This window comes from Mycolicibacterium arcueilense (genome assembly GCF_058536225.1).
This window is the reverse complement of record NZ_JBZTYL010000007.1, coordinates 396468-410678: the sequence shown is the minus strand read 5'-3', so window position 1 is coordinate 410678 and position 14211 is coordinate 396468. Positions and strand designations below refer to the sequence as shown.

Below are 14211 nucleotides of genomic sequence, written 5' to 3'. Positions count from 1 at the left end.
TTTCGCACACGATATCGCCGACCCGCCCCTTCGGGCGGTGATCTGATTCTAGAACCTGCGCCCTAGAATCAGATATATAGTTATAGAGTTAGCGTACTCGAGTCAACGCACACCGCAGGAGCACAATGAGCAGCACGCCCGACATCGCCATCATCGGCGTCGGACTTCACCCATTCGGACGCTACGAGGATCGCTCCGCGCTGGAGATGGGTGCCGTGGCCATCAGCAGGGCACTGCGTGATGCCGGGGTGGCCTGGTCGAACGTGGGCAGTCTGTACGCGGGCAGCCTCGAGGTGGCCAACCCCGAGGCGGTCACCGGGCTGGCCGGGATGACCGGGCTGCCGGCACGGGCGACGCTCAGCGGGTGCGCCACCGGAAACTCGCTGCTGACGCTGGCGGCCCGCGACGTGCAACTCGGGGAGGCCGACATCGCAGTCGGCGTCGGCCTGGACAAGCATCCGCGGGGCGCGTTCGGCGCCGACCCATCAGTGTCCGGCCTACCACAGTGGTACGGCGAACAAGGCATGTTCCTGACCACCCACTACTTCGGCACAAAGATCATGCGCTACATGCACGATCACGGCATCAGCGAACAGACGCTGGCCCGGGTCGCGGCGAAGAACTTCGACAACGGCGCGCTGGCACCGCACGCCTGGCGGCGCAAGCCCATGAGCATCGAGGCGATTCTCAGCTCCCCAGTCGTGAATGCGCCGCTGCGCCAGTACATGTACTGCAACCCGAACGAGGGTGCCGCAGCCGTGGTCGTCTGCCGCGCCGATAAAGCCAAGCAGTACACCGACACTCCGATCTACCTGCGATCAACCGCCTTGCGTAGCCGCCGCGAAGGCGCCTACGAACTGCTGCGGACATCGATCGAACTGCCCATCGTGCCCGGCACGACAGCCGAAGCGGCCACGGCCGCATACGAACTGGCCGGCATCGGTCCCGAGGATGTCGACGTCGCCCAGCTGCAGGACACCGACTCGGGCTCGGAGATCATCCACATGGCCGAGACCGGCCTGTGCAAAGACGGCGAACAGGAGGCACTGCTCGCCGACGGAGCCACCAAGATCGGCGGTCGGCTGCCCGTCAACACCGACGGTGGCCTGCTCGCCAACGGCGAACCGGTCGGTGCATCCGGCCTGCGCCAGATCTACGAACTGGTACAGCAACTGCGCGGCACCGCCGGCGAACGTCAGGTGCCCAACGACCCGCAGGTCGGACTGGCTCAGCTGTACGGCGCACCGGGAACAGCTGCGGTCGCAATCCTCTCCAAGTAGCCACGAAAAGTAGCCGCGAACGACGAAGGAGCCCTCCGGATGACCGAAACTCAAACGACGCCGCGCCCGCGCGCCGAGGTGGACCTCGATCACCACTCGGCGCAATTCCGCGAGGACCCCTACGGAAGATTCCGTCAGATGCGTGAATCCGGTTGTCCGGTCGCGCACTCCGATCACTACGAAGGTTTCTGGGCCCTGACCGACTACGCCTCGGTTTTCGAGGCGGCCCGCGACGATGCGTTGTTCAACTCCTACCCCTCGGTCGGTGTGCCGGCCAGCGAGCTGCCACTACCCATCCTGCCGATCGAGTCTGATCCGCCGGAGACCCAGGAGTTGCGCGAAGTCACCCTCAAGCGGTTCTCCCCCGGTTCGGCCGAACGCTTCCGAGAAGCCGCGATCGACATGACCAACGAGGCGATCGATGCGTTCATCGAGCGGGGCCGGTGTGATCTCGTCAGCGAGCTGACCACGCCGCTGCCTGCGCGGTTGATCCTGCGCCTGCTGAACTTCGACGAGTCACGGTTCATGGACTGGGTGCACTGGGTGCACACCACCGTGCACGACCGCGCCCACGACCCGGAGAAGGCGGGGACGGCCGGCATGGAGATGTTCGGCGAGATCGTCAAACACATGACCGAACGGCGCACGGAGGGCCTCGGCGACGATCTGTTCAGCGATATCCTGCGCGGTTCGCTCAACGGCCAACCGCTCGACGACGGCCAGATCACCATGTACACGGTGCTGATGATGCTGGGCGGAATGGACACCACCAGCGGCTTCACCGGCAACGTCCTGCTGCGGCTATGCACAGACAGCGAGCTCCGCGAGAAGTTCATCGAAGACCCCAGCCTCATCAAGAAGTCAACCGACGAGCTGCTGCGGCTGTACACGCCCACGCTCGGCCTGGCCCGCACCGTCGCACACGACGCCGAATTCCACGGTCAACCGCTGTGCCAGGGTGATCGGGCAATTCTGATGTGGGCGGCTGCCAACCGTGACCCCGCCATATTCGAAAACCCCGACACCCTCGATCTTGACCGACCGAACGCCAAGAAGCACATGGCATTCGGCATCGGCATGCACCGGTGCCTGGGTTCTCACTACGCCAAGATGATGTTCGATGTGATGCTCACCCAGATCCTGTCGCGGCTACCGGACTTCGAATTGGCCGGTGAGGCAAAGCTGTTCGAAGACGCCGGCGAGGTGTACGCGGTGCGCGAGCTGCCGGTCACGTTCACGCCCGGCCAAAGGTTGAGCTGACGTTGAGCCACGATATTCACCGGTCAGACCGCTTCCGTGATCCGCGGCTTCCTGGACGGCTGAGCCAGTGAACACCCAAGTGCGGCGGCCTGTCTCAGCAGCCAGTGTCGCCGGTCTACTCGACGAGTGTGCGGCCGCCCGACCGGACCGGCCGCTCCTGCGCGATACCGACGGCATGACACTGTCGGTGTCAGAGGTCGCCTCGATGTCGGTGGCCGCTACCCGCTGGTTGTGGGACGCCGGTGTGCGGCCCGGGACGACAGTGGCCTGGCAGCTGCCGTCGCACGTCATGGCGGCAGTGGTGATGCTGGCGCTGTCCCGCATGCACGTCACCCAGGCGCCCGTCCTTCACCTGTATCGCCAACGTGAAGTTCGCACGGCACTCGATGTCGCGGACGCCGACATCCTGTTGGCCGACAAGTCGACTGCAGATAATGCTCCCGACGACATCCCTACCGTCGTCCTACCAGACGACATCCTCCGACAGCTGCCGACCGTACCGGCACCACACTCCGAACCGGACAGCTCGCGCACAGCGACGGACCCACGCTGGGTGTACTTCACCTCGGGCACCACCGGTCGCCCCAAAGGCGTCGTGCACACCGACGCCACGCTACTCACCGCTTCCCGTGGGTACGTGACCCATCTCGGGTTGGGCGATCATCCGCAGGAAGTCGGCACCATCGCCTTTCCCATCGCACACGTAGGTGGAATGGTGTACCTCGCCGCGGCTCTGCTCGCAGACTTCCCGGTGCTGCTCGTCCCGAAAGTCTCTGCCGAGTCCCTGCCCCGACTGCTCGCCGAGCACCAGGTGACGGTGACCGGCGCCAGCACCGCCTTCTACCAGATGCTGGTGGCAGCCCAAATCGACGCGAAGACAACCGAATTGCTGATGCCGTCGCTACGCATGCTGATCGGCGGCGGTGCCGCGTGCCCGCCCGAAGTGCACCACCAGGTACGCCGGCATCTGCGCATTCCGGTAGTACACGCGTACGGCATGACCGAGGCGCCGATGGTCTGCGTCAGTGAGTGCACCGACACCGATGAACAACTCACCAACAGCGCGGGGCGGCCAATCCCGGGATCGCACGTCCGGGTCGGGCCGACCGGCGAGATCGAATTGCGTGGCGGCAACCTGACAGCGGGCTACGTAGACGCCGAACAATGGGGGCAGGCGCTGACCGCTGACGGCTGGTTCCGCACCGGAGACCGCGGCCACCTACGTCCGGACGACCGCATCGTGGTCACCGGCCGCACCAAGGATCTGATCATCCGCAAGGGCGAGAACATCGCGCCCGACGAGATAGAGAACGAGCTACTGGCCCATCCGCTCGTCGACGAAATCGCCGTGCTGGGCCAGCCAGACGAACAACGCGGCGAGTTGGTATGCGCGGTAGTGCGGCGGTCCCGGCAACACCGCGACGTCACCCTCGCCGAATTGTGCACATTCCTCGACGACCGCGGGCTCATGAAGCAGAAGTGGCCGGAACGCCTTGTCATCGTCGACGAGTTCCCGCTGACCGGGTTGGGCAAGGTGGCCAAGTCCGAACTGGCCCGACAGATCACAGGAGGACCCCGATGACCGCGTTGGCAGACGACGAACGTCACGAGCTCGCGCAGTCGGTACGTGCCGCCTGCGAACGGATGGGCTCAGAGGAGCGAATGCGCGACATCGCCTACGGCGACGTCGGTGCGGACGGCCGTGCCGGTTTCGATGCTGCACTGTGGGACGCGTTGTGCAATCAGGTCGGGGTGGCCGCCATCGCTCTGCCAGAACATCTGGGGGGTGCCGGTTACGGCGCGTCCGCACTCGGCGTGGTCGCCCACGAACTGGGCCGCGCGCTCGCGCCGGTGCCGTTCGTCAGTTCAGCCGTATTGGCGACCGGTCTGCTACTCGAACTGACAGAGCACGATCTCGACTCCGACAAGCGGCTCGCCGGACTCGCCGAGGGCCGGCGGGTCGCTGCGGCCGCGCTTACCGGCGACGGCGGACTGTGGAGCCGAGATGCAGTGACGCTCAACGCAACTCACATAAGCGGACAATGGCACGTTGACGGCACTGCGCGGCACGTACTGAGTGCCGGCATCGCCGACGATCTCGTCGTGGTTGCCAACGCCGAAGACGGTGAGCCCGCGGTGTTTCTCGTCGAATCGGCCGACGAAGGCGTCGCCAGCCAGGCCGAACAAGTGCTCGACGGCACCAGACCGATGGCGACCGTCACGCTCAGCGCGGTGCGCGCGACGCGACTCTCCGGTGCCGGACCGATCGACGACCTCATCCAACGTAATGTCAATGTGGCGCTTGCGGTGCTCTCGGCCGAACAGGTCGGCGCATGCGAACGGGTCCTCGAAATCGCCACCGACTACGCGAGAACCCGCGAGCAGTTCGGCCGCCCCATCGGCAGCTTCCAAGCGGTCAAACACAAATGCGCGGACATGCTGGTCGATCTGGAGTGGGCACGGTCGGCATCACAGGCTGCGCTGCAGGCTATCGATGCCACAGACGGTGCTGCAGACGAATCCGACTGGCGCGCAAGCATGGCCAAGGCGGTGTCCTCGGAAGCGCTCCGCGATGCAGCGCACGCCAACGTGCAGATCCGCGGGGGGATCGGCTTCACGTGGGAAGACTCCGCACATCTCTACCTGCGGCGAGCCCGCACCGATGAGGTGCTGTTCGGCTCACCCGCCCAACACTGGGACCGGTTGGCCGCATTGACCAAATTGGTCTGACCCCCACCCTGCTGAGCCGGCTTGCCGCGCACTGACCAGAGTGACTAGACTCACACATAAATAACTAAATATTTTCCTGTTTTAGGTCCACGAAGAAGTAGCCCTAGGAGGCACCAGTGCCGCTGCAGCCCTGGATGGAAATGATCTCCGTCGACGATCACCTGATCGAACACCCGAAGGTGTGGAACGATCGGCTCCCCAGCAAGTACCTGGAAGCCGGGCCGAAAATCATCGAATGGGAGCGTCCGGACACCGGCCAGATGTGTCAGGTCTGGGAGTACGAAGGCCGGATCTACCCCTACATCGGCCTCAACGCCGTCGCGGGCAAGAAGCCCGAGGAGTACGGCATCGAGCCGGTGCGCTACGACGACATGATCCCGGGCTGCTACGACCCCAAAGCGCGGGTGGCCGACATGGACATCGACGGCGTGCAGGCGATGACCTGCTTCCCGTCGTTCCCACGGTTCGCCGGCGCGGTGTTCGCCGAGGGTGAGGACAAGGAACTGGCCAAGTTGTGTTCGGCCGCGTGGAACGACTTTCACCTCGACGAGTGGGCAGCCACGGCGCCGGACCGCTTCATCCCGGTTGCGATGCTGCCGTTCTGGGACATCGAGGCCAGCGTGAAGGAAATCCACCGTGTCGCGGCCAAGGGCGCCAAGTGCGTGACGTTCCCCGACCTCCCCGACAGGCTCGGACTGCCGTCGGTGCACTCCGACCACTGGGATCCGCTGCTGTCAGCGCTGGAGGAAACCGGCCTGGTGCTGGCCCAGCACTTCGGGTCGGGTGGCTTCCCACCGCCGATTGCTCCCGATGCCCCGTTCGCGGTATTCATCACCCTGATGGGCACCATGTCGATGACTGCGCTGACCGACTGGCTATTCTCCAACACCCTCTACCGCCATCCCGACCTCAAGATCGGGCTGTCCGAAGGAGGAATTGGCTGGATTCCCTACATCCTGGAGCGCGCCGACAGCGTGTGGCGCAAGCACCGGTTCTACAACAACATCAACCAGGACCACCCGCCGTCATACCTGTGGAAGAAACACTTCCATGGCTGCTTCATCGAGGACGATTTCGGCGTGGAGATGCGCCACGCCGTAGGCGTCGACCAGATCACCTGGGAGTGCGACTACCCGCATTCGGATTCTTTCTGGCCACAAAGCCGCGATCGCGCAGCGCAAGCTCTGCAGAAGGTTCCCGACGACGAGGTGCATCGCATCGTGGAGTTGAATGCCCGCGAGTTCTACAACTTCCCGCGGGTGTCGTGACGGGAGACGGCGTGGAGCGCATCGAGCAACTGCCACAGTCGGACTGGACGGATCAGGACCTCCTCACCAAGGACGAGGCACGCGAGCGCCTCGTCGAGGAGATCGCTCGCACCCGTGCCCGGCTCGACAAAGTCGTTGCAGGTAGCGGCGATCCGGCCGAGATCGCACTGCTGGAACGCCGGCTCCACGCCATGGAATCAATCCACAACGAGTACAACGACTATCTGGACGGGAAGTGATTGCAACCCGACCGGGGCCAAGGAGTAAATGTGTCGGCTTCCGCTGACGTGGTCGAGGACATCGACGCGGTGCGTGCCCGGATCCGCGAGTTCCTCGACAATGCCCCCAAGCCGACGGGCCTGCGGAACTACGGCCCCACTCCGACTGCGGGCGACGTCGAGGCGGGCCAGCAGTGGCACCGCTATCTCGCCGATCACGGCTACACCTGCCTGCACTGGCCGCTCGAATTCGGCGGCGCTGCAGCCTCTGTGGCATACCAGGCCGTCTTCGCCGAAGAATGTGCCCGGGCCGGCCTGCCCCGGCAACTGAACATCACCGGGGCGGATCTGGTCGGCCCAGTGTTGATCAAGTTCGGCAGCCAGGACCAGAAGGACCGCTACCTGGACGGCATCCGGCTCGGCGACGACGTCTGGACGCAGCTGTTCTCCGAACCGGGCGCAGGCTCGGACCTGGCCGGCGTCCGCACCCGAGCCGCGCGGACCGACAACGGCTGGCGGATCGACGGTCAGAAGGTGTGGAGTTCGGCGGCGGCATCGGCCGACTACGGGCTGCTACTCGCCCGCACGGGCCCTGACAAACACCGCGGCCTATCGATGTTCGTTGTGCCGATGGGCATTCCGGGAGTCACGGTTCGCCCGCTCACCCAGATGGACGGTGAAAGCAAGTTCAACGAGGTCTTCCTCGACGGCGTCGAACTGAGCGAAGGCGCACTGATCGGTGAGGTCGGCCAGGGCTGGGCGGTGGCAATGGTCACCCTCGGCCGCGAGCGTCTGACGCTGGGCACGCAGGCCGTGGCAATGTTTCAGCTGCACGAACAGATGGTCCAGGCGGCCCGTCAACGCGGTTTGCTCGACCAAACACTCTCCCGGTCGATGACGCGGTTGTGGGCTCGGATGTGGCTGCTGCGATTCACCTGGCAGCGCGCAATCGACTCCGGCGACCTGACGTCACCGGCCTTCTCGGTGCTCAAGCTGATGACCTCGGAGACTGACCGGGACCTCGGCGACATGGCCACCGAGGTCCTGGGCACCGACGCATGTACCGACCCGACGGGCTCAGGTGACGCCTCGAACCTGGTGCACCACATGCTGGTCGGGCGGGCGCAGACAATCCTCGGCGGCACCAGCGAGATTCAGCGCAACATCCTGGGTGAGCGGGTGCTGGGGCTCCCGAAGGAACCCCCACGGTGACACAGCATCTCACCGCAGCCGTCGTCACGGCCGCGCTGCGTGCGATGCTGCGTCCCGGGATGACGCTGGCTCTCGGCGACGGGGTCGGTGCGCTGAATTGCCTTGATGACGGCACATCGATCGGCACGGCCGTGAGCGCGGCAGCCCGCGAGGTGGGTTCGGTACGACTCGTGCTGGGCTGGCTGCCCGCCGCGGTGGACGGCATCGAAGTAGACGCGTTCGCCGATGTGGTGGCATTGATGCCGGGCTGGGGTGTGCGCGAGGTGCTACGCAGTCCGTCGGCGCAGTTCCTGCCGACCCGGCTCGCTGCGATACCCGCGCTGTTGACCGATGTGCTGCGCCCCGACGTGTTGCTCACTCGCCTCGTGCAACGCGACGGCGCGCTCCAGTTCGGCACCGAGGTGTCCTGGCAACGCACGGTGATCGCAAGCGGTGCAAGCGTACTCGGTATTGTCGACACGTCCGCCCCCGCCGCCGACGCTGAACGCACCGTCGATGTTACCGCGGTAGAAGTGCTGGGCACGGTCGGCGGCGGCGTGACCCGCCTTCCCGAGCGAAAACCTGAACCGATCCACGAGGTGCTCGCCGACGCGGTATTGCGGTTTGTCCCCGAAGGTGCGCGCCTGCAATATGGTCCAGGCCAGTTGGGGACGGCGCTGCTGCAACGGGCGCAGGTACCACTGCAGATCGACACCGGTCTGCTCACCGACGCCGTCGTCGACCTCGACCGGCACGGTCTACTGGTCGGCACCCCGTCGGCGACATACCTGCTCGGCAGTGACGTGCTCTACGACTGGGCCGACGGCCGCCGAATCTTGCGGGGAATCGACCACACCCACGACCTGAGCCGGCTTTCCCGCGGCGCACCGTTGATCGCCGTGAACACCGCCATCGAGATCGACCCGTACGGGCAGATAAACGTGGAAGGTGCGGGTGAGAAGGTGTTCGGCGGGATCGGTGGCCACCCTGACTACTGCGCAGCCGCAAGAATGAGTTGTGGCGGACTGTCGATCATCGCCGTGCCCGCCAAAACCAATGGGCGCTCACCACTTGTCGAACGGCTCAGCCGGCCCGTTTCCACGCCGGCCCACGATGTCGATCTCATTGTCACCGAGTCCGGGTACGTCGACCTGCGCGCGGCGGCCTGGTCGCAGCGCCGCACGCTCATCGCCGGACTCTTCGCCTGAAGAAAGGGAATTTCCATGACCACACTCGAGGGTCAGGTCGTCCTCGTCACCGGGGGCGGGCGCGGCATCGGACGGGCGCATTGCCTGGAGCTCGCCGCACGCGGTGCAGCCGTTGTGGTGAACGATCCGGGCGTGAGCCGCGACGGCACGACAGGCGGTGATGCGTCAGGTCCAGCGGCCGAAGTCGTCGCCGAGATCGAGGCGGCCGGCGGTAAGGCCGTGGCCCACAAGGGATCAGTGTCGTCATGGGACGACGTCGACGACATGATCTCGACGGCCGTCGACAGCTTCGGCACGTTGACCGGTGTTGTCAACAACGCGGGGATCGTGCGCGATGGCATGGTCGCGACCGTGTCGGAATCCGATTGGGACGCGGTGGTCGCCGTGCACCTCAAGGGTACGTTCGCGGTGACCCGGCACGCGTGCGAGTACTGGCGCGCCCAATCGAAGGCCGGCAACCCGATCGACGCGCACATCGTCAACACCGTCTCGGGCGCGGGTTTGTGGGGCAACATCGGTCAGAGCGCATACGGTGCCGCCAAAGCGGCGATCGCCAATCTGACTGTCGTCACGGCGATGGAAGCCCGTCGTTATGGCGTCGCAGTGAACGCAATTTCACCGCTGGCGGTAACCCGGATCAGCGCGGACTTCTTCGGAAGTGACCAGGCTGCCGACCCAGCGTTGGACCCCGCCCGCAGTTCGGCGGTGGTGGCGTGGCTGCAGTCGCGCGAGTCGTCTTGGCTCACGGGCCAGATCTTGCGGGTGAACGGGCACCAGCTCAGCCGGATCGAGGGATTCACTGAAGCATCCGGCAGCTATTCCGCCAAAGATGGTGTGTCACTGGAGTTCTCTGAGATCGGCCAAGCCGTCAGCTGGCTGTACGGCACATCACCGCGGGGGTTGGCCGGTCCACTACCTGCGCGGTAGCAGACCTCACACCGTGACCGCGATACTCTGCGTGAGTGCCACGGCTGAGGTCACCGGCAGTCGGAACGGGCTGGCGCCTCCGGCGAAATCGAATTGGATCGGGCATGGCGGTAGCGGGCGGTGACCGACAGGAACCTGCGTTGCAGTTGCGGAGGCGACGGTTGGATACGCATACTCGTCCGGAACTGTGCGACAAGCTCCCGAAGCGAGGATTCGGCGTCATGGCCAACATAGCCTTCGAGCCACGCCACGCACTTCTCGATGACGTCATCAGGTACTGACAACCGCAATCGCACCACCGCTGCCATCAGATACCCGGTGGGTAAAAGTGTTTCACCGCTGCCGATACTGACGTAGAGCTCGGCCCGCTCTGCGCGGCCTAGGTGCGGTCCAACGAGCTCCGCCAGTTCCCAGGCCACCGCGTTGGCTTCCGTCATGTCTTGCTCGTCAATCTCTACGTTGCAGACCGCGTGGCTAGCGGCCGAAGTGGGCCAGCGGTCGCTCGACGAACTCGAACACCACGCCGTCTGGCGACCGAAGAAACGCGATGTGCAACCCATCGATCTTCGTTCCCGGCAGCGGGCACCACACCGGATCACCCATGCGCTCAACCGAATCGGGTATCGATGCCAGCGCATCGCGGACGTTCTCCACCCGCAGCGCGCAGCGGTACAGCCCTTGGCGGTTGCCGCCCCACGGCACCTTCTGCGGCTTGGTCGCGGGGTGCTGCACCACGACGAGAGTGAACTGATGACCATCCTCGGCAAGCGCGTAACTGGAGACCACACAGTCCATCGCGCCGGTTCCGCGAGGAGCCAGTTGGGCACCTGTCACCGGCACCGTCTTCGGCGCATCCACCTCCTCAAACCCGATCGCAGTGAGGAACTCGCCGGTGGCTGCCGCGTCGATCGCCGAGATCCTGATTCCGTTGAACAATCCACCCTTCGACGCATCGTCGCCGACAGGCAGTTCGGTCAACTCGATCACGACGCCGTCGGGATCGATCGCGAGCACCGCCGTACCGTCACCGAGCAAGCCCTCAACCGGCTCCCCCACCGTCAACCCGGCTTCACGTAGCGCCGAGGCCACGCCATCGAGGTCCGCAACACCGAATTGCGCGGCACGAATCCCGGGCCGGACCGGATCGTTGTTGAAGTCCCGACCCAGCGCCGGTGAGAAGTACTCGATGGCCTCCAACGCGCAGCCGCCGCGCCCACCTCGCGCGTCATAGAGAAACGAGGTGGCACAGAAGGTTTCACCGTCCAGACCGAGAATCGTGCCGTCGGTGGCAACCTTGGGATCGGTACGCATCCGCGCGTTCAGACCGAGTATCTCGCCGTAGACCCGCTCGGTGGTGTCCAACGATGCACAGTTCAGGTTGACGTGCAGGAAACGGCGGGCCAGAACGTCGACCGCCACTAAAGGACCACCGAGTTGATCTTGAAGTCGATGATCTCGTCCTCGTCGAACCCGAGTTCGGCCAGCAATGCATCGGTGTGCTCCCCGTGTCCGGGTGCACAGGTCAGATTCAGTGGTACCTCGTCGAACTGCACCGGGCTGGCGGCCAACGCGAACTCGTTGCCCTGCGCGTCGGTGGTGCGTGGCAGATACCCGTTGGCGATGGCCTGCGGATCGCTGTGCACCTCGTGAGCGGTGTGCATGACATCCCAGACACCGTCGAACCCCGCAAAAGCCTTCTCCCAGTGGGCCAGGTCCTCGGATTCGAAGCTGCGTCGCAACTCCGCGATGCACTCGACCCGGTTTCCGAAGCGCGCGGCCGCGTTGGCGAACCGCTCATCGGCTATCAGGTCGACCCTGCCGAGCCGAGTGCAGAAGTCGGACCAGAAGCGGTCCGACTGCAGCAGCACGAAGGCGATGAACCTGTCATCGCGGGTCTTGTAGATACTGGCCACCGGGTTGGGCATCTCGTCCAGGTTGAACTTTGGGATGTCCTGACCGGTGACGCCCGCCCCGACGATGTCCGGTCCGAGCTGCCAGATCGCGGCATTGAGCAGCGACACGTCGACCACCGACGGTTCACCGGTGCGCTCACGTTTCAGCAGTGCCGCGGCGATACCGCCGGCAATCGCCAACCCACCATAGGAATCCCCGAAAGCCGGCCGCTGGATCGGTGGGTATGAGCCGGTACCGTCGGAGTAGGCATCGGCGATGCCACCACGCGCCCAGTACGCCGCGAGATCAAAGCCGCCCTGCGAGGCCAGGTCACCACGGATGCCGTAACCGTGCCCGCGGGCGTAGATGATCTTGGGGTTGCGCGCCCGGACCTGGTCGACGTCAATGCCCATGCGCTGCCGCGAATCCGGCAGCAGATTCGTGACGAATACATCGGCAGTCTCGATCAGCTTCATCAACAGCTCCAGACCCTCGGGGGTCGAGGTGTCCAGGCCGATGCTGCGCTTACCGCGATTGGGCTGTTCGACGAAGTGGTTCACGCCCCCAGCGCCGGTGACGATTCCGGAGCTGATCAAGCCGCGCTGCGGGTCTCCGGTCTCAGGATGCTCGACCTTGATGACGTCGGCCCCCCAGTCGGCTAGTACCGCGCCGGCGGCCGGGACGAACGTCCATGCCGCCAACTCGACGACACGGATTCCGTTGAGAATGTCTGTCATTGTCTCTCTCGCTTCGCATCAGGGAATGGTGGTCAGTGGGATCGAATCCCGAATTGGATATCGTCGATTCCCCGAAACGGCGTGAAATCGGGCTTTCCGTACCAGGATGGTCGTGCGCGGTGGCCGGGCTCGGGGCGGGCCCAGTCGACCCAGGGGCCCCAGTCGTCGCGGCTGAGTTTGTCCTCGAGGGTCTGCGGGAAGTCGCGCTCGGCTTCGGCGTAGCGGCGCGCGAAATCCTTCATCTCACCCATGAGCCAAATGTCCTCCTCGCGACTCCACTTGCCCGCGCCGGCGTAGTCGACGACCTGAAAGGAGGGAAAGTCGATGGGCGGCGCTCCGGGCTCGGGGTTATCGGCCCGGTTGAGGCACTCGTACACCACTCGATCACCGTCGATGACATACCACTTCAGGACGGTGTACACCATGGGCGAAGCACCCATGGTGCCTTCGAGGTACGGCGCAATCTCGTTGGGGCCGATGAAGGTTCCGTAGAAGTGGTCGAAGTACGGGGCATCATCAGTGAACAGGTTGGCCCACCCGACCCAGTCCTCCAGCACCGGACCGGTGAGATAGTAGTGACGAAACTCCCGCTCGACCTCTGCACGATCTGCCATGGCTACGGTGCTCCTCCGTCTGCATAGATGGTCTGGCCGGTCACGAATCCGCACCGATCCGATAAGAGGAACGCGATGAGCGCGCCGATCTCATCGGGTTGGCCGGGCCGGGCCAGCGCCGCGTCGAATCCGAAGTCTTCGACTAGGGCCCGCTCCAGAGCCTCGTCGTACGGGTAGCCCTTGTTCTCCGCGATGTATCCGCGAATAGCGTGCAACGCATCGGTTTCCACCGCTCCGGGTGCAATGGAGTTGGCCCGGACACCGTCCTTACCGTAGGTACGCGCGATTCCGCGGGTGAATGTAGCGACAGCGGCCTTCAGACTGGCGTATGGCAGCCGGGGCTCATGCGGCGCGCGCGACGAATACGCGGATGTGGTGACGACCGCCCCTCTCGTCTTGACCAGATGCGGTATTGCCGCCTGGACGCTCCGCGTCGTCGCGAGCAGCACATCGCGGAAGGCCGCATCCCATGCGTCGTCGGAGGAATCGATGGCCATCATTCCCGCGGTACCCATCGTGACCGCGATGCCATCAAGGCGACCCAACAGTTTCACCGCCTCGGTCACGGCATCGACAGCCACGCCCGGCTGACTGAGATCGGCCGTCACGCTGTACACCGCCGACGCTCCGGCCTCGGTGACAGCGTCAATGGCCGATTTGGCCCGCACTTCATCCCGACCGATCACTGCGACGGCAGCCCCGTCGGCCGCCAATACCTTGGCTCCAGCCAAACCCATACCCGCGGTACCACCGACGATGACATATGCCTTGTCCCGGACGTTCAGATCCACCGACAGTCACCCTTCAGTTTATGAACATAACTGTCAGAATAGTATCGCACTATCTCCCCACAAAACAGAGAAGTGGACTGGCCAAGAATAAGAT

General features: G+C 64.8%; 14 protein-coding genes. 9 read left to right on the top strand and 5 right to left on the bottom strand.

The window, feature by feature from the left end; all coding sequences use genetic code 11:
- Nucleotides 1-125: 125 nt before the first annotated feature.
- The 9 genes from AC4LGL_RS06145 (at nt 126) to AC4LGL_RS06105 (ending at nt 10082) form a co-directional block, all read left to right on the top strand.
- A complete protein-coding gene (locus tag AC4LGL_RS06145) occupies nt 126-1280 on the top strand; it encodes a thiolase family protein (RefSeq protein WP_491838052.1) in 1155 nt (384 codons plus the stop codon).
- Between the two features lie 39 nt (nt 1281-1319).
- On the top strand, nt 1320-2540 hold the full coding sequence (locus AC4LGL_RS06140; protein WP_491838051.1) for a cytochrome P450: 1221 nt from the start codon (nt 1320-1322) through the stop codon (nt 2538-2540).
- Between the two features lie 67 nt (nt 2541-2607).
- On the top strand, nt 2608-4122 hold the full coding sequence (locus tag AC4LGL_RS06135; RefSeq protein WP_491838050.1) for a class I adenylate-forming enzyme family protein: 1515 nt from the start codon (nt 2608-2610) through the stop codon (nt 4120-4122).
- Complete coding sequence (locus tag AC4LGL_RS06130) at nt 4119-5270, top strand: acyl-CoA dehydrogenase family protein (protein ID WP_061263218.1); 1152 nt, start codon at nt 4119-4121, stop codon at nt 5268-5270. Before AC4LGL_RS06135 ends, AC4LGL_RS06130 begins: the two co-directional genes overlap by 4 nt.
- A gap of 116 nt (nt 5271-5386) precedes the next feature.
- Nucleotides 5387-6538, top strand: coding sequence for an amidohydrolase family protein (locus AC4LGL_RS06125; RefSeq protein WP_491838049.1), 1152 nt, complete (start codon nt 5387-5389; stop codon nt 6536-6538).
- Between the two features lie 11 nt (nt 6539-6549).
- A complete protein-coding gene (locus tag AC4LGL_RS06120) occupies nt 6550-6777 on the top strand; it encodes a hypothetical protein (protein WP_061263335.1) in 228 nt (75 codons plus the stop codon).
- A 30-nt stretch (nt 6778-6807) separates the two neighbouring features.
- On the top strand, nt 6808-7968 hold the full coding sequence (locus AC4LGL_RS06115) for an acyl-CoA dehydrogenase family protein (protein WP_061263216.1): 1161 nt from the start codon (nt 6808-6810) through the stop codon (nt 7966-7968).
- Nucleotides 7969-8012: 44 nt separating this feature from the next.
- The gene (locus tag AC4LGL_RS06110; protein ID WP_491839285.1) at nt 8013-9155 is read left to right on the top strand and encodes an acetyl-CoA hydrolase/transferase C-terminal domain-containing protein; all 1143 of its coding nucleotides are present in this window, start codon (nt 8013-8015) and stop codon (nt 9153-9155) included.
- 15 nt (nt 9156-9170) lie between these two features.
- The gene (locus tag AC4LGL_RS06105) at nt 9171-10082 is read left to right on the top strand and encodes an SDR family NAD(P)-dependent oxidoreductase (RefSeq protein ID WP_491838048.1); all 912 of its coding nucleotides are present in this window, start codon (nt 9171-9173) and stop codon (nt 10080-10082) included.
- A gap of 50 nt (nt 10083-10132) precedes the next feature.
- On the opposite strand, the gene AC4LGL_RS06100 is transcribed toward AC4LGL_RS06105, so the two are convergent.
- From AC4LGL_RS06100 to AC4LGL_RS06080, 5 genes are read right to left on the bottom strand one after another with little or no spacing between them, the layout of a single operon-like run.
- Nucleotides 10133-10519 (bottom strand): hypothetical protein, encoded by a 387-nt coding sequence (locus AC4LGL_RS06100; protein WP_491838047.1) that lies wholly within the window; start codon nt 10517-10519, stop codon nt 10133-10135.
- A gap of 37 nt (nt 10520-10556) precedes the next feature.
- Entirely contained in the window at nt 10557-11501 is a 945-nt protein-coding gene (locus tag AC4LGL_RS06095) for a VOC family protein (protein ID WP_061263212.1), read from the bottom strand.
- On the bottom strand, nt 11501-12712 hold the full coding sequence (locus AC4LGL_RS06090; RefSeq protein WP_491838046.1) for a CaiB/BaiF CoA transferase family protein: 1212 nt from the start codon (nt 12710-12712) through the stop codon (nt 11501-11503). Before AC4LGL_RS06090 ends, AC4LGL_RS06095 begins: the two co-directional genes overlap by 1 nt.
- A gap of 32 nt (nt 12713-12744) precedes the next feature.
- Entirely contained in the window at nt 12745-13326 is a 582-nt protein-coding gene (locus AC4LGL_RS06085) for a nuclear transport factor 2 family protein (protein WP_061263210.1), read from the bottom strand.
- A gap of 2 nt (nt 13327-13328) precedes the next feature.
- Nucleotides 13329-14063, bottom strand: coding sequence for an SDR family NAD(P)-dependent oxidoreductase (locus tag AC4LGL_RS06080; RefSeq protein ID WP_491839284.1), 735 nt, complete (start codon nt 14061-14063; stop codon nt 13329-13331).
- Between the last annotated feature and the right edge of the window lie 148 nt (nt 14064-14211).

Coding starts and splice junctions, on each gene's coding strand:
- AC4LGL_RS06085 (WP_061263210.1), bottom strand. CDS start 13,326: ATGGCAGATCGTGCAGAGGTCGAGCGGGAGTTTCGTCACTACTATCTC.
- AC4LGL_RS06090 (WP_491838046.1), bottom strand. CDS start 12,712: ATGACAGACATTCTCAACGGAATCCGTGTCGTCGAGTTGGCGGCATGG.
- AC4LGL_RS06110 (WP_491839285.1), top strand. CDS start 8,013: ATGCTGCGTCCCGGGATGACGCTGGCTCTCGGCGACGGGGTCGGTGCG.
- AC4LGL_RS06140 (WP_491838051.1), top strand. CDS start 1,320: ATGACCGAAACTCAAACGACGCCGCGCCCGCGCGCCGAGGTGGACCTC.
- AC4LGL_RS06145 (WP_491838052.1), top strand. CDS start 126: ATGAGCAGCACGCCCGACATCGCCATCATCGGCGTCGGACTTCACCCA.
- AC4LGL_RS06130 (WP_061263218.1), top strand. CDS start 4,119: ATGACCGCGTTGGCAGACGACGAACGTCACGAGCTCGCGCAGTCGGTA.
- AC4LGL_RS06080 (WP_491839284.1), bottom strand. CDS start 14,063: ATGGGTTTGGCTGGAGCCAAGGTATTGGCGGCCGACGGGGCTGCCGTC.
- AC4LGL_RS06100 (WP_491838047.1), bottom strand. CDS start 10,519: ATGACGGAAGCCAACGCGGTGGCCTGGGAACTGGCGGAGCTCGTTGGA.
- AC4LGL_RS06105 (WP_491838048.1), top strand. CDS start 9,171: ATGACCACACTCGAGGGTCAGGTCGTCCTCGTCACCGGGGGCGGGCGC.